The sequence below is a fragment of the Gilliamella sp. B3464 genome (assembly GCF_026536145.1).
Lineage (GTDB): Bacteria > Pseudomonadota > Gammaproteobacteria > Enterobacterales > Orbaceae > Gilliamella.
In genome coordinates this window covers 96667-116483 of the sequence record NZ_JAFNOQ010000001.1, presented here as the reverse complement: position 1 = coordinate 116483, position 19817 = coordinate 96667, and the positions used below count along the sequence as shown (strand labels likewise).

Annotated in this window: 15 protein-coding genes and 1 tRNA gene; 13 read left to right on the top strand and 3 right to left on the bottom strand. The window is 37.1% G+C overall.

Annotation, left to right across the window (positions count from 1 at the left end; translation table 11 throughout):
* Nucleotides 1–10: 10 nt before the first annotated feature.
* Nucleotides 11–475 (bottom strand): NfeD family protein, encoded by a 465-nt coding sequence (locus J3U57_RS00470; RefSeq protein ID WP_267343525.1) that lies wholly within the window; start codon nucleotides 473–475, stop codon nucleotides 11–13.
* 120 nt (nucleotides 476–595) lie between these two features.
* Nucleotides 596–1504 carry an SPFH domain-containing protein gene (locus J3U57_RS00465; RefSeq protein ID WP_267333377.1) on the bottom strand — a complete coding sequence of 303 codons (909 nt, stop codon included), beginning with the start codon at nucleotides 1502–1504 and terminating at the stop codon, nucleotides 596–598.
* Nucleotides 1505–1824: 320 nt separating this feature from the next.
* On the opposite strand from J3U57_RS00465, the gene J3U57_RS00460 reads away from it, so the two are divergent.
* From J3U57_RS00460 to truB, 12 genes are all read left to right on the top strand, one after another.
* Nucleotides 1825–3900, top strand: a complete 2076-nt coding sequence (locus tag J3U57_RS00460; protein WP_267343524.1) for a tetratricopeptide repeat protein — start codon at nucleotides 1825–1827, stop codon at nucleotides 3898–3900.
* Nucleotides 3901–4243: 343 nt separating this feature from the next.
* The gene (locus tag J3U57_RS00455) at nucleotides 4244–5806 is read left to right on the top strand and encodes an anthranilate synthase component 1 (protein WP_267343523.1); all 1563 of its coding nucleotides are present in this window, start codon (nucleotides 4244–4246) and stop codon (nucleotides 5804–5806) included.
* Entirely contained in the window at nucleotides 5806–7437 is a 1632-nt protein-coding gene (gene trpD / locus J3U57_RS00450; protein ID WP_267343522.1) for a bifunctional anthranilate synthase glutamate amidotransferase component TrpG/anthranilate phosphoribosyltransferase TrpD, read from the top strand. The genes J3U57_RS00455 and trpD overlap by 1 nt, the downstream gene beginning before the upstream one ends.
* 14 nt (nucleotides 7438–7451) lie before the next feature.
* A complete protein-coding gene (gene trpCF / locus J3U57_RS00445; protein WP_323849427.1) occupies nucleotides 7452–8834 on the top strand; it encodes a bifunctional indole-3-glycerol-phosphate synthase TrpC/phosphoribosylanthranilate isomerase TrpF in 1383 nt (460 codons plus the stop codon).
* 21 nt (nucleotides 8835–8855) lie between these two features.
* On the top strand, nucleotides 8856–10049 hold the full coding sequence (gene trpB / locus J3U57_RS00440) for a tryptophan synthase subunit beta (RefSeq protein WP_267343521.1): 1194 nt from the start codon (nucleotides 8856–8858) through the stop codon (nucleotides 10047–10049).
* Complete coding sequence (gene trpA, locus J3U57_RS00435) at nucleotides 10046–10852, top strand: tryptophan synthase subunit alpha (RefSeq protein ID WP_267343520.1); 807 nt, start codon at nucleotides 10046–10048, stop codon at nucleotides 10850–10852. Before trpB ends, trpA begins: the two co-directional genes overlap by 4 nt.
* A 207-nt stretch (nucleotides 10853–11059) precedes the next feature.
* Nucleotides 11060–11136, top strand: a tRNA-Met gene (locus tag J3U57_RS00430).
* A gap of 191 nt (nucleotides 11137–11327) precedes the next feature.
* Nucleotides 11328–11789 (top strand): ribosome maturation factor RimP, encoded by a 462-nt coding sequence (gene rimP, locus J3U57_RS00425; RefSeq protein WP_065633366.1) that lies wholly within the window; start codon nucleotides 11328–11330, stop codon nucleotides 11787–11789.
* Between the two features lie 16 nt (nucleotides 11790–11805).
* Nucleotides 11806–13281, top strand: a complete 1476-nt coding sequence (gene nusA / locus J3U57_RS00420; RefSeq protein ID WP_065798778.1) for a transcription termination factor NusA — start codon at nucleotides 11806–11808, stop codon at nucleotides 13279–13281.
* Between the two features lie 17 nt (nucleotides 13282–13298).
* The gene (gene infB, locus J3U57_RS00415; protein WP_267343519.1) at nucleotides 13299–15980 is read left to right on the top strand and encodes a translation initiation factor IF-2; all 2682 of its coding nucleotides are present in this window, start codon (nucleotides 13299–13301) and stop codon (nucleotides 15978–15980) included.
* A gap of 65 nt (nucleotides 15981–16045) precedes the next feature.
* Nucleotides 16046–16423 (top strand): 30S ribosome-binding factor RbfA, encoded by a 378-nt coding sequence (gene rbfA, locus J3U57_RS00410; protein ID WP_065798776.1) that lies wholly within the window; start codon nucleotides 16046–16048, stop codon nucleotides 16421–16423.
* 68 nt (nucleotides 16424–16491) lie between these two features.
* Complete coding sequence (gene truB / locus J3U57_RS00405; RefSeq protein ID WP_416379568.1) at nucleotides 16492–17391, top strand: tRNA pseudouridine(55) synthase TruB; 900 nt, start codon at nucleotides 16492–16494, stop codon at nucleotides 17389–17391.
* Between the two features lie 79 nt (nucleotides 17392–17470).
* Here the strand turns inward: truB and J3U57_RS00400 are convergent, their stop codons facing one another.
* Complete coding sequence (locus J3U57_RS00400; protein ID WP_267343518.1) at nucleotides 17471–18517, bottom strand: LacI family DNA-binding transcriptional regulator; 1047 nt, start codon at nucleotides 18515–18517, stop codon at nucleotides 17471–17473.
* A 302-nt stretch (nucleotides 18518–18819) separates the two neighbouring features.
* Here J3U57_RS00400 and J3U57_RS00395 point away from each other — a divergent pair, with 302 nt between their 5' ends.
* A complete protein-coding gene (locus J3U57_RS00395) occupies nucleotides 18820–19782 on the top strand; it encodes a putative type VI secretion system effector (RefSeq protein WP_267343517.1) in 963 nt (320 codons plus the stop codon).
* The last annotated feature ends 35 nt before the right edge of the window (nucleotides 19783–19817 follow it).

Genomic DNA, 19817 nt, shown 5'->3' with positions numbered 1-19817 from the left:
CAAAATGTGACTAGTTTTTTATTGGTTGTACCGTTAAAACTAGACCATTAACCGCGATAACTTCAACAGCATGACCAACCGGTAAATTAATATTACATTGTGCTGGCCAAGTGCCGTCTTTGATTTTGACTCGGCCTGAGCCATTGATAATGGCGTCGGTAACAAAGGTTTTAATACCAATTAAATCTTGTTGTGGTTGATTAATTTCGTTGCTATTCGGTTTGCTTTGCCCAGACTTTTTAAGCCATAGCCACCATAAATATGCTGAAACCAAGGTAAATATAGCAAATAAAATCCATAGAACAGGCCAAGACAGAGGCAAAATCCAAGCAATAAGACCAACAACAATTGCAGCGATGCCGCTCCAAAGTGAGTAGCCACCAGTACCAAGCAATTCTGCAATTAATAATGTTCCCCCTAAAATAAAAAATACCCAATGAGGGGAATTATAAATAACGGTTAAAATATCAGTCATCGTTTAATTTACCTAATTACATAATTGAAATTGCAAAAGTATTTATTTAATTCCAAAATAACTTGTACTTAAAGTACCTTGGAAAATATATACAACCAGTTCGGAAACTACCTTGTGACATCATTTAGAGTTTTTAATGAGCTCCGCAATGCCACCAATACTGCCCATTAAACTTGATGCATCTAAAGGCATCATAATGACTTTACTGTTATCTGCCGATCCGATTTGTTGTAGCGCTTCAGTATATTTTTGTGCAACAAAGTAATTAACCGCATTAATATTACCTGCTGCAATTGCATCAGACACCATTTGTGTGGCTTTTGCTTCGGCTTCGGCCGCACGTTCACGGGCTTCGGCTTGTAAAAATGCAGCTTGTCGCTCACCTTCGGCCTTTAATATTTCGGACTGTTTTTCACCCTCTGAACGTAGTATTGCTGCCTGACGAACACCTTCAGCTTCCAGAATTTCCGCACGTTTATTACGTTCTGCTTTCATTTGTGCATTCATCGCGGCAATAAGTTCTGCCGGCGGGCGAACATCTCGAATTTCAATACGGGTGATTTTAATGCCCCAAGGGTTTGTTGCATCATCAACAATGCTAAGTAATTTTGAGTTGATATGATCACGCTGTGATAGCATTTCATCAAGTTCCATGCTGCCGAGTACCGTACGAATATTGGTCATCATTAAATTAATCACAGCACGTTCAAGTTGATTGACTTGATAAGCGGCTCTAGCTGCGTCTTGCACTTGAATAAAGCAAACGGCATCAATTTGTACGTTGGCATTATCTTTTGATATAACTTCTTGTGATGGAATATCAAGCACTTGTTCCATCATATTAATTTTACGACCAATCCCATCCATAAAAGGAATAATGATATTCAATCCCGGTTCAAGTGTGTGGGTGTATTTACCAAAACGCTCAATGGTGTATTGATAACCTTGCGGAACAATGGTAATGCATTTTAAAACGGTGATTAGTGCGAGTAACACGATGATACCGATAAAAATATAAAATATAGGCATAGATTAATTTCTCTTAGTAATATGAATTTCGACGGTATAAGCATTCTAATGGCTATGAGATTTTTTGACCAGTTATTAATAAATAATCTTTATGTTATTTATTATTGATTTTATGAAGCTAATTTATTTTTAGTCATATTTTTGCTCTATCCCTTGTTAAATTTTTGGTGATTTTTTAACTTAACGCTAAACTGTGTCTATTAATTTAAACGACGCGCTAATATTAACCAACAAGAATCATTCCAGCCAAATACATACTGGCTGTCGTTTAATTGTTTACTACGATTAAATATGACAAGAAAAACAGAATAGGAATAATAATGAAAGAGCAAACAGTTGAACAAAATATTAAACAACAAACGATCGAGCAGAAAATTGCAGATTTTAAAAAAATCACCAAAAACGATGGCGATGAAGCATTTTCAAAGGCTCAATTAGAGTTAGCCAAAATTTATTTTTTGGATCAAAATACTGAAGCTGCAATCAAACATTTATTAAAGGTTGAAAAGTTAGGTAATTCGACATTATATGCTACAGCTCAGTTTAATTTAGCTCAGATATATCAACATGAAAATAACATAGCGCAGGCAGAACACCATTATTTACAGATTGAAAAGAGTGTTGATCCTAATTTATATGCCGAAGCTCAGTTCAATTTAGCCCTGATATATCAAGATGAAAAAAATAACATAGCGCAAGCAGAACACTATTATTCACGAGTGGAAAAGCAGGATAATGCCGATGCTTATGCTAGGGCTCAATATTGTTTAGCGCTTATTTACCAATTTAAAATACAGAATGACGATCAGGCAAAACATTATTATTCACAGGTAGAAAGGCAGGATAACGCTGATGCTTATGCTAGGGCACAATGTAATTTAGCCCTTATTTACCAATTTAAAAAACAGGATATCAAGCAGGCAGAATACCATTATTTACAGGTACAAAGGGAGGATAATGCCGATGCTTATGTTAGGGCACAATGTAATTTGGGTGTTATCTATCAAACTAAAAAACAGCTTTATAACGAAGCCAGTCAGTGTTTCTTACAATGTTGTGATAGCATTAATTCTTATGTTTCCAATATAGCGAATCTTTATTTAGGGGATAATATCTTTTTTAACAAAACAGAAGGTAGTTTTAAAAAAGCAAAAGAATATTATCTGAAAGTGTCTTATTCCAATGATTTATTTATGCTTTATACTATTGCTCAAATCATGTTATCAGTCATTGATAAGAATGAAGCTTCTTCACTATTTGCCGATGCCAATAAACGCGAGCAATCCGTTACTCAGTACATTTGTTATATCAGAACATTAGCACAAGATATTCAGGAGCAGTTACTGGTTACATTTAAATTAAATGAAAACTTAAAAAGTGAAGAGAAACAATATGAACGGCAGGTTGCACATTATACCAGACCGGGCGTGTTATTTAGTCTTTTAAAAAATGAGCCTAGCGATTTTCGTTTAAATGTGGTTGATTTTATGAACGATCCCACTGAAAATCAGGTACTCACTAGTTGGCTTAATATTAAAACCGATACGGATAGTGAAATCAAAAGCTTTTTAGCCAGTTTTTCATTTAATCACAATTCGTTAAATCAATTTCGTTTATATGGCAATGAAAACAATATTGTCGGCTCGAGTGTTAGTGTAGTTTTTAACCAAAATTTTTTTGGCGACGATGTTGAACAAAGCATCAATCCTGATGGTATTAATCATTTAAATAAATTAACATCAGTTAAAATGGCAAGACAAGATTTTATTGATAATAAAACTGATGCTAATGAGAAGAACGAACCGTTAACACAATCCTCCTTTCATGATCTACCTTTGTTCCGTTGTTTGTATTTTGATCCAAGTAATGAATATATTAGTCTTGCCAAACGTAATAAATTTTCTTTTTATCTGGAGCACCGAGGAAGTTCTGCATCTAAGATTGAAAAAAAATGGAATGACTACCTAAAACAATTAGATGAAAAGCATAAAATTAAAACAATTAGAAAAAAACTAAATCAAATAAAACAAGTAATAAAAAATTTAAATAAAAACAGAAGCATAAAAAATCTTTCTATTCTCGATCAATTAATTACCTTAGCCGTCATGCCTATCTCGTGCTTAATCAAGCATGCTGCATTTGAAGATGAAGATGAATGTCGAATGATTTATATCACAAATATTGCCGATGAAAAAATTCAAGCGCCGACAGATTATGTTCAAGCCAGCAGTTTATTTATTAATTACAAAACGGTGGAAGATTATATTGAGAAGATTTATTTAGGTCCGCAATGTGAAGCACATCATAAGTTATGGATTACTAACCACTTTCGTATTTCGTCAAAACCAAGATCTAAGTTGGTTAAAGTGATTCAATCCGAAATGCCGTTGCGCTAATTTTTACAAAGGATGCTTTATAACAAATAGCATCCTTTGGTTAAACTTGCTATTGATATACTAAAATAAATTTTATTTCTGCACACAAAATATTCACTTGACATTGCATCAATGAACTAGTTTAATAGTACAACATTCATTTTACATTAATAATAATCATGAAATCACAATACTGTTATTTGATTGCTTGCAAATTCGCTAATTTTGGTTGGTGGCGTATGAGTTTGGGCGGGTGATTTGATAAAGCATTGTCTTTGTATGTAAAACCCGCTTAGCGCGGGTTTTTAGTTTTTCATAATCAAATGCATAGTTTAAATAAAAATTTAAAAATAGAGAGTCAACAATGAATAAGCCAACATTAACGCAGATAACCAAAACCATTGGTTATTATCAAGATCCGACTCAGGTATTTTATCAATTATGTCATGACAGGCCAGCTACATTGCTGCTTGAATCAGCCGAAATCGATAACAAGCAAGGCATAAAAAGTGTGATGATTGTGGATAGTGCGTTACGCATTTCGGCAATCGATCAGCAGGTGATATTTGAAGCTTTAACTTCAAATGGGCAAACGTTGTTACCTTTACTTGCCGATGCATTTTCAGCAAGTACTGTGAAAGTTGAAGTTGAAACGTCAAAGTTGACATTGGTGTTTCCTCAAGTTGATGCCATGCAAGATGAGGATTCTCGATTAAAATCGCTATCCGTTTTTGATGCGCTAAGAACGCTACTTAGTCTTGTGAATTATTCGAAACAAGCAAGCCATGATGCGATTTTTGTTGGCGGGCTATTTAGTTATGATTTGGTGGCTGGTTTTGAAAATTTACCTAAACTCCCTACTGATATGCGCTGCCAAGATTTTTGTTTTTATTTAGCCGAAACGTTATTAGAAATTAATCATCAAAATCACGTTTCAATATTAAAAGCGACCGCTTTCACGGCTGATCCAAACGAAGTGGAACGTTTAACTAAACGTATTGATGAGCTGCAAACTTTGTTAAACCAACCGATAAAGCCAATTCCTACTCAATCCCTTGCCAATATTACGGTTGATTGTAATAAAAGTGATGATGACTTTAATACCATAGTTAAAAAGATGCAAGATGCGATTCAACAAGGCGAAATATTTCAAGCAGTGCCATCTCGTCGTTTTACATTGCCTTGTCCTAAGCCTTTGTCTGCCTATCAACTTCTTAAAACTAATAACCCAAGCCCTTATATGTTTTATATGCAAGATAAGGATTTTGTGTTATTTGGTGCTTCACCAGAAAGCGCGCTTAAATATAGTAAAGCTACCAATCAAGTTGAAATCTATCCTATTGCCGGAACGCGTCCTCGAGGCTTAACCGCCAATGGCGACATTGATTATGATTTAGATAGTCGTTTAGAGTTAGATATGCGTACCGACAAGAAAGAACTAGCAGAACATTTAATGTTAGTCGATTTAGCACGCAATGATTTAGCACGTATTTGTCAGCCGGGTACACGATATACTAAAGATTTACTCAAAGTTGATCGCTATTCGTTTGTGATGCATTTGGTGTCAAAAGTCATTGGTCAATTACGTGAAGATTTAGATGCACTTCATGCTTATCAAGCGACCATGAATATGGGGACATTAACCGGTGCGCCCAAAATTCGTGCAATGCAATTGATTGCCGAATCAGAAAAAGTTAAACGGGGTAGCTATGGTGGGGCAGTAGGGTATTTTACTGCCAATGGTGACCTTGATACGTGTATTGTGATTCGTAGTGCTTATGTTGAAAACGGCATAGCGACTGTTCAAGCTGGTGGCGGCGTGGTTTTAGATTCTGAACCACAATTTGAATCCGACGAATCACGTAATAAAGCGCGCGCTGTGGTTAGAGCAATTATGGCAGCACATAATGTAGAAGGTATATTCTAATGGCTAATATTTTATTTATTGATAATATTGATTCTTTTACTTATAACCTCGTCGATCAACTACGTAATAGCCAACATCATGTGACGATTTATCGTAATACGATCCCGGCTGATGCGATAGTTGAAAAACTCTCACAAATGCAAAATCCGATTTTGATGTTATCGCCAGGACCCGGCGCACCAAGTGAAGCAGGTTGTATGCCAGAATTACTTAAACGCCTAAAAGGTAAATTACCGATTATAGGTATCTGCCTTGGTCATCAGGCGATTGTTGAATCTTATGGTGGAAGCATTGTACCAGCGGGTGATATTTTACATGGCAAAGCTTCACTTATTGAACACGATGAACAAGCCATGTTTAAAGGCTTACCTAATCCATTACCGGTCGCGCGGTATCATTCATTAAAAGGCGAAAATATTCCTAAAACTCTAACCATTAATGCCTTGTGTAATAATATTGTGATGGCGGTGCGTAATGATGAGGATCGGGTGTGTGGTTTTCAGTTTCATCCCGAATCAATTTTAACTATTCAAGGCGTAAAACTGCTTGAGCAAACCATTGAGTGGGCGCTTAATCCATCACAAAAAACAGCGCAACCAAAACAAGAAGCCATTATTGATAAGCAAGAGTATAATGTTCAACCTATTCTCAATAAGTTATATTTAGGACAGGTATTAAGCCAACAAGAAAGTAAAATACTGTTCAACTTAATTATTCAAGGTAAAATCGAACCGACGGTATTGGCAACAGCAATAATTAGTATGAAAGTTCGCGGTGAAAAGCCAGATGAAATCGCAGGAGCTGCGCAAGCGTTGCTTGAAAATGCCGATAGTTTTGCTATTCCAGATTATGCGTTTACCGACATTGTCGGAACAGGTGGTGATGGTACCAACAGTATTAATATTTCAACCGCCAGTGCCTTTGTGGCTGCTGCGTTAGGTTATAAGGTGGCTAAACATGGTAACCGTGGGGTGTCGAGTAAATCAGGTTCATCAGACGTGTTGTCTGCTTTAGGCATTAAATTAAATATGCCGGCCGAAGATTCGCGTAAGGCGTTGGATGAGCTTGGTGTATGTTTTTTATTTGCTCAGCAATATCATTCAGGTTTTCGTCATGCCGCGCCGGTTCGTCAGCAATTGAAGACTCGAACGATTTTTAATGTACTAGGGCCGCTCATTAATCCGTCTCGTCCTAAACGAATTTTATTAGGGGTATATCACCCAGATTTAATCAAACCGATTGCTGAAACGTTAACTATGTTAGGTTATACCCATGCCTATGTGGTACATGGTTCAGGAATGGATGAAGTTGCGATTCATGGTGAAACGCAAGTGGCTGAAGTGCATAATGGCAAAATTCGTTACTTTACATTAACACCGCAAGATTTTGGCTTACAGCAATATACATTAAAAGATATTGAAGGTGGCACGCCAGAGATGAATCGTGATATGTTAATTGCGATTTTACAAGGACATGGCAAACCGGCTCATGAAGCAGCGATCGCCGCTAACGTTGCGATGTTAATGAGTTTGTTTGGTCAGTCCGATTTAAAACAAAATGCTAAACAAGCGATTGAAATGATGCGTAGTGGTAAAGCTTATCAACTATTACAGCAATTAGCGGCAAGATAACAGTGGAGAAAAATATGGCAATTGCAGCATTAACGGAAAATGTTGAAATGGCAACCGTATTGAAAAAAATCATCGAAGATAAACAAAGTTGGTTAGTCTCACAGCAAGCATCAAAACCGCTTGAAACATTTAAAATGGATGTGAAGCCTAGTGATCGTGATTTTTATCAATCATTAAATCAAACTAAAACAGAATTTATTTTAGAATGTAAAAAAGCCTCACCGTCAAAAGGGTTAATTCGGGATGATTTTGATCCTGCAACTATTGCCAAAGTGTATAAAGATTATGCTTCGGCTATTTCGGTGTTGACCGACGAAAAATACTTTCAAGGACGTTTTGAGTTTTTGCCTATCGTACGTAATGAGGTAACTCAGCCTGTTCTTTGCAAAGACTTTATTATTGATGAATATCAAATTTACTTAGCGCGTTATTATCAGGCCGATGCCATTTTATTAATGCTATCAGTCGTCAATGACGATGAGTATCGTCACTTAAGCCGTATCGCTCATCAACTCAATATGGGCGTATTAACCGAAGCAAGCACGCAAGCCGAAGTGGAACGAGCAATTGCACTTGGTGCTAAAGTGATAGGCATTAATAATCGTAATTTGCGTGATTTGAGTGTCGATTTAAATCGCGTTAAAAATCTATCGAAAACGATTCCTGATGATCGCATTATTATCAGCGAATCGGGGATTTACACACATAATCAGGTTAAAGAATTAAGTCAGTTTGCTAATGGTTTTTTAATTGGTAGCGCGCTGATGTCAGAACCTAATTTAACCTTAGCGATTCGTAAAGTCATGCTGGGTGAAAATAAAGTTTGTGGTTTAACTCGCGCTGAAGATGCGATAGCAGCTTACCAAGCCGGTGCGGTATATGGTGGATTGATATTTGCACCAAAATCACCTCGTTATCTATCGCCAATAAATGCCCGTAGAGTCATTTCAGCTGCGCCGCTAAATTGGGTAGGTGTGTTTAAAAATGAAACGATAGATCAAGTTTGTCAAATAGCTGAACAACTTTCACTTTATGCTGTTCAATTGCATGGTGATGAAGATAACCAATATATCCAATTATTACGTGAAAAATTACCTAAAAATTGTCAGATTTGGAAAGCATTAAGTATCAGCAATACCATCTCCGAACACAATAACCCATTAGTCAGTCGTTACATTTTCGATCATGGCGCCGGGGGAACGGGTAAAAGCTTTGATTGGTCACTACTAGCTGGGCAAGATTTAACTAATGTGATTTTAGCTGGCGGCATTAATCCGCAAAATATAAAAAATGCTTTAGCTACAAATGTGATTGGGGTGGATTTAAATTCTGGTATCGAAATTTCGCCGGGTATTAAAGATAAACACAAAATTCAAGCTGTATTTGAACAAATTTAATTAATGTTAGAAGGAATAGTTATGTCAAAATTAAATCCTTATTTTGGTGAGTTTGGTGGGCAGTATGTCCCTCAAATATTGATGCCTGTGCTTGAGCAACTTGAGGATGCTTTTTTATCAGCGATTCATGATCCAAGTTTTCAAAAAGAGTTTAATGATTTATTAGTCAATTATGCCGGTCGACCAACTGCGCTTACTTTATGTAAAAACTTAACTGCAGGCACTAAAACTAAACTCTATTTAAAACGTGAAGATCTTGTACATGGCGGTGCGCACAAGACCAATCAAGTATTAGGGCAAGCGTTACTTGCCAAACGTATGGGCAAAACCGAAATTATTGCCGAAACCGGTGCAGGGCAGCATGGCGTTGCATCAGCACTGGCCTGTGCGTTACTTGGCTTAAAATGCCGTATTTATATGGGCGCAAAAGATGTTAAACGGCAAGCGCCTAATGTGTTTAGAATGCGTTTAATGGGGGCGACTGTGATTCCAGTTGAAACAGGTTCAGCTACCTTGAAAGATGCCTGTAACGAAGCGTTGCGTGACTGGTCAGGAAGTTATGAAAAAGCTCACTATATGCTTGGTACCGCAGCAGGTCCGCATCCTTTCCCGACTATTGTACGTGAATTTCAGCAGATGATTAGCCGCGAAGCCAAACAACAAATTATGGAAAAAGAAGGACGTTTGCCTGATGCCGTGATTGCTTGTGTTGGCGGTGGATCTAATGCAATTGGGATGTTTGCGAATTTTATTGAAGAAAAATCAGTACGCTTAATTGGTGTTGAACCGGGTGGACACGGCATTGAAAGCGGTGAACATGGTGCATCATTAAAACATGGTAAATTGGGTATCTACTTTGGTATGAAATCGCCAATGATGCAAACTGATGAAGGGCAAATTGAAGAGTCGTATTCGATATCAGCGGGCCTTGATTTTCCATCGGTTGGACCTCAACATGCTTATTTAGATAGTATCGGCCGTGCGCAATATGTTTCGATTACCGATGATGAAGCGTTAGATGCCTTTAAAGCGTTGTCGCGTCATGAGGGTATTATTCCTGCGTTAGAATCATCGCATGCTTTAGCTTATGCACTAAAGATGATCAAAGAAAATCCTAATAAAGAACAGCTGTTGATTGTCAATCTATCGGGCCGCGGAGATAAAGATATCTTTACTGTTTATGATATTTTAAAAGCAAAAGGAGAAATTGAATGAACCGTTATCAAAAATTATTTGATAAATTAAATCAAGAAAAGCGGGGCGCATTTGTTCCTTTTGTTCCTGTTGGGGATCCTAATCCAGAACTCTCTTTACAAATAATACAAACTTTAATTGATGCTGGTGCGGATGCATTAGAGCTGGGTATTCCGTTTTCTGACCCTATGGCCGATGGACCAACCATTCAAAATGCGAATATTCGCGCTTTTAAAGGTGGTATTAGTGTTGAAAAATGTTTTGAAATATTAACTCAAATCAGAAGCTATCATACTGATATTCCTATTGGCTTACTCATCTATGCTAATTTAGTTTTTAAAAATGGTATTGATAACTTCTATGCGAAATGTGCAAAAGCAGGCGTAGATTCAGTATTAATTGCTGATTTACCGGTTGAGTATGCACAAGAATTTACCAAACATGCAGAAAAATATAAGATTGCGCCAATCTTTATTTGCCCACCAAATGCTGATGACGAAGTTATTAAAAAAATAGCTGAATTGGGTAAAGGTTATACCTATCTTGTGTCACGTGCTGGCGTAACCGGTACTGAAAATCGCGCCAATAAACCTTTAACGCATTTAATCCAAAAATTGACTCAGTACGGCGCGCCGCCAGCGATTCAAGGATTTGGTATCTCAGAACCCTCACAAGTGAGTGAAGCAATTAAATCAGGAGCAGCTGGTGCGATCGCTGGATCTGCGACAGTCAAAATTATCGAGAAAAATTTAGATGAACCTGAAAAAATGCTCAATGAAATGACCGAGTTTGTTAAAAAGATGAGATTAGCGACGTCTAAATAATTTTTTTCCGCTGAGAATTCAGCGGAATATTTTATTTTTTTATAGATTTGATTATGCCATTTTGCTGACTTATTTTACATTTGTTTTGTAAAAAAGACTGAAATTTATTCTGTTAGATTAATCAATTACTTCAGCTATATTTGCTAAAATTAACATTATTACACGTTGCACTTTATTTAAAATAAGGTATAATCTTCAACCATCTATCGCGGGGTGGAGCAGCTTGGTAGCTCGTCGGGCTCATAACCCGAAGGTCGTTGGTTCAAATCCAGCCCCCGCAACCACTTAGATTTTCATTCATAAATCAATTTACCCTTTTTATTGCGTGAAAGTTCGAATCAAGTGGCTTCATTATAGTTAGTTTTAAATGTAGCCTCGCATGTCGAGGTTTTTTTTCGTGTTTTGATTTAAGCGTAAGTTTAAAAGGAATGTTGGGCTATATGCCCTTTTTTTATTTTTTGCAGTGGAGGTTTGTTTGGCTAATATAGAACAGCAATTGACGGATATCATACAAGAACCTGTGAATGCCCTTGGTTTTGAGTTAGTTGGCGTTGAATACATTCGTGGCCGTTACCCAGTGTTACGAGTTTATATAGATAGTGAAAACGGTATAACTGTTGATGATTGTGCTGATGTTAGCCGACAAATTAGCGCTGTGCTTGATGTGGAAGATCCTATCAAAGATGCTTATAACCTTGAAGTTTCATCACCAGGTATGGACAGGCCACTGTTTACGTTAGAACACTATCAACGTTTTGTTGGTGAAGAAGTCACAATTAGTCTGCGTATTCCTGTTGCTAATCGTCGCAAATGGAAAGGACAGATAAAATCCATTGATAATGAGATGATTACACTAACGGTGGATAATAACGATGAAGTGTTTGCTTTTAGCAATATTCAAAAAGCAAATATAGTACCTAATTTTAACCTTAAATAGAGTACGGGTGTAAAGGATGAATAAAGAAATTTTAGCTGTTGTTGAAGCTGTATCAAATGAAAAAGCACTAACGCGTGACAAAATTTTTGAAGCGTTAGAAACCGCATTAGCAACAGCCACTAAAAAGAAACATAATGTTGATATTGATGTTGTGGTAAAAATTGATCATAAAACTGGCGATTATGATACATTTCGCCGTTGGTTGGTGGTCAATGAAGTTACACAACCAACTAAAGAAATAACCCTAGAAGCAGCGCAATATGAAGATCCAACATTAAAAATTGGTGACTATGTTCAAGAACAAATTGAATCTGTTGCTTTTGACCGAATTACAACACAAACGGCGAAACAAGTTATTGTACAAAAAGTACGCGAAGCTGAGCGTGCAATGGTCATTGACATGTTTAGAAACCGAATTGGTGAAATCGTAACGGGTATCGTCAAAAAAACCAATCGCGATAGCGTGATTTTAGATTTAGGTAATAATGCCGATGCAATGATGTCACGTCATGATATGCTGCCACGCGAAAACTTCCGTATTGGCGATCGTGTACGCGGTATTTTATATTTGGTTGAACAAGATAATAAACCAGCACAACTTTGTATTAGTCGCTCTAACCCCGAGATGATGGAAGAGCTATTCCGTATTGAAGTCCCTGAAATTGGTGAAGAGATGATCGACATTAAAGGTGTTGCTCGTGATCCGGGTTCTCGCGCTAAAATTGCTGTTAGCAGTAACGACCGTCGTATCGATCCAGTTGGTGCATGTGTCGGTATGCGAGGCGCTCGAGTCCAAGCTGTTTCGAATGAATTTGGTGGTGAACGTATTGATATCGTATTGTGGGATGATAACCCTGCACAGTACGTGATTAATGCTATGGCACCTGCTGATGTTGTGTCAATTGTTGTTGATGAAGATAAACATACAATGGATGTGGCTGTTAATGCTGATACTTTACCACAGGCTATTGGTCGTAATGGTCAAAATATCCGTTTAGCATCACAACTTACGGGTTGGACGTTAAATGTAATGAGTACCGAAGATTTACAAGAAAAACATCATGCCGAATCATTTGCTGCAATCAGTAACTTAATGAAGCATTTAGACATTGAAGAAGATCTGGCACAACTATTAGTTGAAGAAGGTTTTACTTCGCTAGAAGAACTTGCTTATGTACCGGTTGATGAATTACTTGAAATTGAAGAGCTTGATGAAGAACTGGTTGAAGCATTAAGAAATCGCGCAAAAGATGCTTTAACAACCTTAGCGCTTGCTCATAGTGGCGATAAAAGACCGGCGCAAGATTTATTAGATTTACCGGGTATGACACAAGAATTAGCCTACCAATTAGCCCAACATGACGTTATTACTTTGGAAGATTTAGCAGAACAAGGTACCGATGATCTCGTGGATATTGAAGGTTTAACAAGTAAACAAGCTGGCGATTTTATTATGGCTGCACGTAATATTTGTTGGTTTGCAAATGAATAATTGAGGGAAAGTAATACATGACCAAAGTATCAATCGAAACACTGGCTCAAGAGATAAATACTCCAGTGCAAACACTTTTGCAACAGTTTGCCGATGCTGGGATGAAAAAAACCGCGTCTGACACTGTTACACAAAAGGAAAAAGAAGCTTTGCTTGCGCATTTAAATCCTCAGCAAGGTCCAACAAAATTAACACTACAACGTAAAACTCATTCAACGTTGAATGTGTCAAGTGCGGGTGGCAAAAGCAAAGAAATTAAAGTCGAAGTCCGTAAAAAACGTACTTTTGTAAAACGCGATCCGGCTGAAATTGCTGCCGAGCAAGAAAAAGCACGTCTAGAAGCTGAAAAAGCTAAACAAGAAGCAGAATTAGCAGAATTACAAGCGCGTAAAGAAGCTGAAGAGAAAGCGAAGTTAGCCGCAGAGCAAGAAGCTAAAAAACGCGAAGAAGAGGCTAAAAAACGTGCTCAAGAAGAGAAAGCTAAACCGCAAGCCGCTAAACCTGTGCAAGAGCCGACAACGGATCCTAAAGTAAAAAAAGCACAAGAAGAAAAAGCGCGTTTAGAAGCAGAGGCCAACGAAATAAAACGTAAAGCTGAAGAAGAAAATCGTCGAAAATTAGAAGAAGATGCTAAACGTATGGCCGAAGAAGCTCGCAAACTAGCCGAGCAATATAGTGATACTGATGATAACGACAATAGTGAAGATGATGATTATCATGTCACCACATCTAAATATGCACGCGCTGCTGAAGATGATACCGACCGAGAAGTCGAAGGTGGTCGAGGCCGAGGTCGTGGCGGTAAACAAACTAAACAGAAAAAAGCTAGTAAATTATCTGAAGGTAAAGCTGAACGAGAAGAAGCCCGTGCAGTTACGCGTAGTGGTCACAAAAAGAAAGGTAAAAGTGCATTGCAACAAAGCTTTACTAAACCTGTTCAAGCCGTTAACCGTGATGTAGTCATTGGTGAAACGATAACTGTTGCTGAACTTGCTAATAAAATGGCTGTTAAAGGTTCTGAAGTTATCAAAACTATGATGAAGATGGGGGCGATGGCAACCATTAATCAGGTTATCGATCAGGAAACGGCACAACTTGTTGCCGAAGAAATGGGACACAAAGTGGTACTTCGTCGTGAAAACGAACTTGAAGAATCGCTCATGAGCGACCGTGATACCGGCGCTGAAAAAGTTGCTCGAGCGCCTGTCGTCACTATCATGGGGCATGTTGATCATGGTAAAACTTCATTACTTGACTACATCCGTAAAGCGAAAGTGGCATCGGGTGAAGCCGGTGGTATTACTCAGCATATCGGTGCCTACCATGTAAAAACACCAAATGGCGAAATCACCTTTTTAGATACACCAGGCCATGCTGCATTTACCTCAATGCGTGCGCGTGGTGCTAAAGCAACCGATATCGTGGTATTAGTTGTAGCGGCTGATGATGGTGTGATGCCACAAACTATTGAAGCTATTCAACATGCGAAAGCGGCAAATGTACCAATCGTTGTTGCAGTGAATAAAATCGACAAACCAGAAGCCGATCCTGAGCGCGTAAAAGGTGAACTGGCCCAATATGGCGTTATGTCAGAAGATTGGGGTGGTGATACTCAGTTTGTTCATGTTTCGGCTAAAGCAGGCACCGGCATCGACCAATTACTTGAAGCAATCTTATTACAAGCCGAAGTCCTTGAGCTTACTGCGTATGAATCTGGTATGGCGAGCGGAGTGGTAATTGAATCATTCTTAGATAAAGGTCGTGGTTCAGTTGCAACAGTGCTAGTTCAATCAGGTACTTTACGAAAAGGCGATATCGTTCTGTGTGGTTTTGAATATGGTCGTATTCGTGCAATGCGCAACGAATTAGGTAAAGAAGTTACCGAAGCGGGCCCTTCAATTCCGGTTGAAATTTTAGGTCTTTCTGGCGTACCGTCAGCAGGTGATGAAGCCACTGTTGTTCGTGATGAAAAGAAAGCGCGTGAAGTTGCGCTCTATCGACAAGGTAAATTCCGTGATGTGAAACTTGCGCGTCAACAAAAAGCGAAACTTGAAAACATGTTTACCAACATGACTGAGGGTGATGTATCTGAACTTAACATCGTGTTAAAAGCTGACGTTCAAGGTTCGGTTGAGGCGATCTGTGATTCATTGCTTAAACTTTCAACTGATGAAGTGAAAGTGAAAATTATTGGTTCAGGTGTTGGTGGAATTACCGAAACTGATGCTTCATTAGCAGCGGCTTCAAATGCGATAATTTTAGGCTTTAATGTTCGTGCTGATGCATCGGCACGTAAGGTTATTGAGTCTGAAAACTTAGATCTTCGTTACTATTCTGTTATTTATGACTTAATTGACGAAGTTAAACAAGCCATGAGCGGTATGCTTGCACCAGAATACAAACAAGAAATTATTGGTCTTGCTGAAGTGCGTGATGTATTTAAATCACCAAAATTTGGTGCGATTGCTGGTTGTATGGTGACAGAAGGTGTGGTCAAACGCCATAATCCAATTCGGGTACTTCGTGATAACGTTGTTATCTATGAAGGTGAACTTGAATCCCTACGACGCTTCAAAGATGATGTTAATGAAGTACGTAATGGTATGGAATGTGGTATTGGTGTACGTAACTACAATGATGTTCGTGTTGGTGACAGTATCGAAGTGTTCGAAACTATCGAAATCAAGCGTACCATTTAATCATTACCAAACATGTTATAAGCAAGGTTTAAGCCTTGCTTATTCATATTTTAAGGAAAATAGATATGGCAAAAACATTTAGCCGCTCATCACGAGTTGGGCATGAATTACAAAAAGAGATTGCGATCATCTTACAACGAGAAATCAAAGATCCACGATTAGGAATGGTCACTGTTTCTGGCGTAGATATTTCGCGCGATCTTTCCTATGCCAAAGTATTTGTAACTTTTCTTAATGATGATGATCCACAAGTTATTGAGCAGGGACTAACTGTGCTTAATGATGCAAAAGGATATATCCGAACCTTAATTGGTAAAGCGATGCGTTTACGCATTATTCCTGAAATCAAATTCTTTTATGATGAGTCACTGGTTAAAGGAATGCAAATGTCTAATTTAGTGTCTGATGTGATTAGACAAGACAATGAACGGCATAAAGATTAACTAAAAAGTTAAAATTATACTTAGCAAATAATTATTAAAAAAACTTAAACCTTGAATATAAAGCACCAATGATGAATACAAAAAAAATTCGCCGTGACATTCACGGCGTTTTATTGTTAGATAAACCGCAAGGTATGACTTCTAATGATGCACTTCAAAAAGTAAAAAGGCTGTTCAATGCAAAAAAAGCAGGGCACACAGGTGCACTCGATCCTTTAGCAACAGGCATGTTACCAATTTGTTTTGGTGAGGCGACCAAATTTTCGCAATACCTGTTAGATTCAGACAAACGCTATCGCGTGGTTGCCCAGTTAGGCGAACGAACTGATACTTCAGATGCAGATGGTCAAATTATTTGTTCTAAAGTTGTTAATATTTCTCAATCACAAATTGATGAAGCATTAACGCATTTTCGTGGCGATATTTTACAAGTACCGACCATGTTTTCAGCATTAAAATATCAAGGTAAACCCCTATATGAGTACGCACGTCAAGGTATTGTGATTGAACGTGAAGCAAGGCCTATTACTGTCTACCAAAATCAATTTATTCAATTTAATCCCGATAATAACCAATTAACATTAGAAATACATTGCTCGAAGGGCACTTATATTCGAACCATTATTGATGATTTGGGCGAACTACTTGGCTGTGGTGCGCATGTTATTTATTTAAGACGTTTGCAAGTATCTAATTATCCGATTGATAAAATGATCAGCTTGGATGAATTACAACACATTACCGATAAACAAGCTTTACTTATGCCAGTGGATAGTCCTGTGCAAGATTATCCAAAAATTACTTTAACTGATATTCAAGGAAAAGACATATTGTTAGGCCGAAATATTGTACTTGATACATCAGTATCGAGCGAAACATTAGTTCGAATTTATCAAGAACAACAGTTTATCGGTATTGGTATACAAAAATTTAATCAACTATCACCAAAACGCCTGATATCAGTTTGATTATAGAACATCGTTACCTAGATAATTTATGCTATTTATTGCTCGTAATATCGGGTAAAGTTAAAATGGATGTTAATCATTAATAAAAACGAGGTTCTGCTTCTATAATGTGATAGCTTTTAACGTTTTTTATAGCATTATCAATATGTTGACAAAGCAAATTAGCGGAATCTTGGCCCATTTTATACAATGGTTTATTTATTCGACTTAATTTATCTAATTCGTTATATTGCCTTGCACTGGCATGGCCCACATAGGTTATAGTAAGCGGACGAACTAGCTGAGCTTGACTTTCATGGGCTTGATGTAATGCACCTAAAACAACATGATAATCGGAAAGATGACATTGCAAATTATGATAATTCTTTTCTGGATAGCTCAAACTACTATTATCACCACAAATAACCGCTGAAGGTGGATTATTGCTATTGATTAGTTTTTTTATGGCAGCTCTGCCATGTTCATAACTAATGCAACGCTCAACAAGATAGTGAGGATTAAATTCTATATTTGCTCTGAGTAACGCTTGTTGATACCCTTGCAAAAAAAGTGTGGAACAAATTTTATTGTTATCATTCATCAAAATTGCGATTTTTTGATGTGCGTTTTCTAATAAATATTGCGTTATTTGGTAACCGATCATCAAATGATCAAAATAAACACAGGTAAAATTACGCGAAAAATGATTTATTAAAACAATTGGTGGTAATGCTTTTTTAAATTGTTCAAGCTCACTTAAGTAAGGTGCATCATTAATCACTAAAATTCCGGCAAAGGTGTTTTGGTTAATAAATTGAATTAAATGATGAAAATCAGTTTTAGATTGGCATGGAAAGCGAAAATAAAATACTGTAAAACCTGCTTGTCTTAACGTCTGCTCCAGTCCATAGTTAATTAATGTATATGGTGTAAATTGATTATCCAAAACTAAAATGCGATCAGATTTATCAAAATGGCTATGAGGCTTTAAATTACAACTTATATCAATCTTTAACTCTTCAATCGCTTGGTAAACTTTAGATTGCGTTGTAACAGAGGTTAAATGAGGTTTTTTAAGCACCCTAGATACCGACGCAATCGATAAATTTGCCTGTTTGGCAATCACAGACAGTGTAGTTTTTTTCATAATAATTAAAGTAGTCTATTAAAATTATAATTACATTAATCAAGTTACTAAGTTCTGTAATTGATTTTGAGCGAATTTAGCGATCTGCCTTCCAAATAATTTTGACTATGTAGTAATTTTGTTAACTCAATTTATATTATTTAGATAATGTGTTTTTCGGTTAGGTAAAACTAGTTTGATTAAAGTAGTAAAAAGATCTGTTCTTTTTTTAGCAATTCAGCTAGCTAAAAAATAAATTTTATCATATTGTTATATTTCTGTGGAAGCATGAATATTTATAGCTATAAGGAATAAGACCGAATATGTGCTATGCAAAATATGACGGCAAAGATACCATTTATAAAGACAAAGAGCATGTGTTAAAAAAAACAGGGCTTAAAATAGAAGATCCAACGTTGCCACCTAAAGACTTAATAAAATTAACAGGTACACTATCTGATTTTAAAGGGCTTTTTTGTTATGCTCCAGTTGGTGATGGCGCTTATTTAAGTGAGGCACAAAAAGAAAAACAGAAAGCCAAATTTGAGAAAGGAGCTTTAATTGCTACGTTAAATGGCAATACAGCTTTAGGTTTAGCCGCATTGGGGCATGCAAGTGGAGTTGATTTAAGTAATAATATGAGAGCACAATACATTACTGCCAAACTTAATAATGAAATTACCCTCAAAGGTTGGCTGGGATTTTATAAATTTAATGAGGGTGATCAAGTTGAAGTAATTGCTGAAAAACGTGATGATTATTATGAAGTCTATGCCATGTTAAAACCTAGCGAGCAAATTATTTCAATAATTCCACCCTGTTTTGGTGGTCGTAATCAAGCACTAAAAGCTAGCCTTTGGGGAATGTTTATATTTTATATTTTTTGTGTATTATTGATGAATTATCTTGTTTTAGACTTTTCTTTGGAAAATCTTTTCATCGGTTTTAGCTCGCTTGGTTTGATAATTGGCTCTGCTTGTTTGATTGTCAGGAAAAACTCTATCGCTACTCATATAAAACTCGCGGAAAGAATTTTTACTCTTTTAGGATGGAAAAATGTTAAAAATATTAATTTAATTAAGGTAAGTAAACAATACATCGATAAGTCAATTACTCAAGGGAAAGAGTTAACTGATTGGCAGCAAGATACAGATCCATATATAAAACCTTCCCTAAGTGGTAATGGGTGGTTCTTTTTTTATTATGATCCAGAAGTGCTTTGTAAGGAAGAAGGTAAACCTCTATCAGATAATAATAAAAAGACACAACATGAAGATGGTCAATAATGGTTTAAAAGTGAGTCGGTTGTTTTTAGGGTGTT

Bases quoted from the DNA above. Each gene is read 5' to 3' on its own strand.
- J3U57_RS00470 (WP_267343525.1), bottom strand. From the start codon at position 475: ATGACTGATATTTTAACCGTTATTTATAATTCCCCTCATTGGGTATTT.
- J3U57_RS00465 (WP_267333377.1), bottom strand. From the start codon at position 1,504: ATGCCTATATTTTATATTTTTATCGGTATCATCGTGTTACTCGCACTA.
- J3U57_RS00460 (WP_267343524.1), top strand. From the start codon at position 1,825: ATGAAAGAGCAAACAGTTGAACAAAATATTAAACAACAAACGATCGAG.
- J3U57_RS00455 (WP_267343523.1), top strand. From the start codon at position 4,244: ATGAATAAGCCAACATTAACGCAGATAACCAAAACCATTGGTTATTAT.
- trpD (WP_267343522.1), top strand. From the start codon at position 5,806: ATGGCTAATATTTTATTTATTGATAATATTGATTCTTTTACTTATAAC.
- trpCF (WP_323849427.1), top strand. From the start codon at position 7,452: ATGGCAATTGCAGCATTAACGGAAAATGTTGAAATGGCAACCGTATTG.
- trpB (WP_267343521.1), top strand. From the start codon at position 8,856: ATGTCAAAATTAAATCCTTATTTTGGTGAGTTTGGTGGGCAGTATGTC.
- trpA (WP_267343520.1), top strand. From the start codon at position 10,046: ATGAACCGTTATCAAAAATTATTTGATAAATTAAATCAAGAAAAGCGG.
- nusA (WP_065798778.1), top strand. From the start codon at position 11,806: ATGAATAAAGAAATTTTAGCTGTTGTTGAAGCTGTATCAAATGAAAAA.
- infB (WP_267343519.1), top strand. From the start codon at position 13,299: ATGACCAAAGTATCAATCGAAACACTGGCTCAAGAGATAAATACTCCA.
- rbfA (WP_065798776.1), top strand. From the start codon at position 16,046: ATGGCAAAAACATTTAGCCGCTCATCACGAGTTGGGCATGAATTACAA.
- truB (WP_416379568.1), top strand. From the start codon at position 16,492: ATGATGAATACAAAAAAAATTCGCCGTGACATTCACGGCGTTTTATTG.
- J3U57_RS00400 (WP_267343518.1), bottom strand. From the start codon at position 18,517: ATGAAAAAAACTACACTGTCTGTGATTGCCAAACAGGCAAATTTATCG.
- J3U57_RS00395 (WP_267343517.1), top strand. From the start codon at position 18,820: ATGTGCTATGCAAAATATGACGGCAAAGATACCATTTATAAAGACAAA.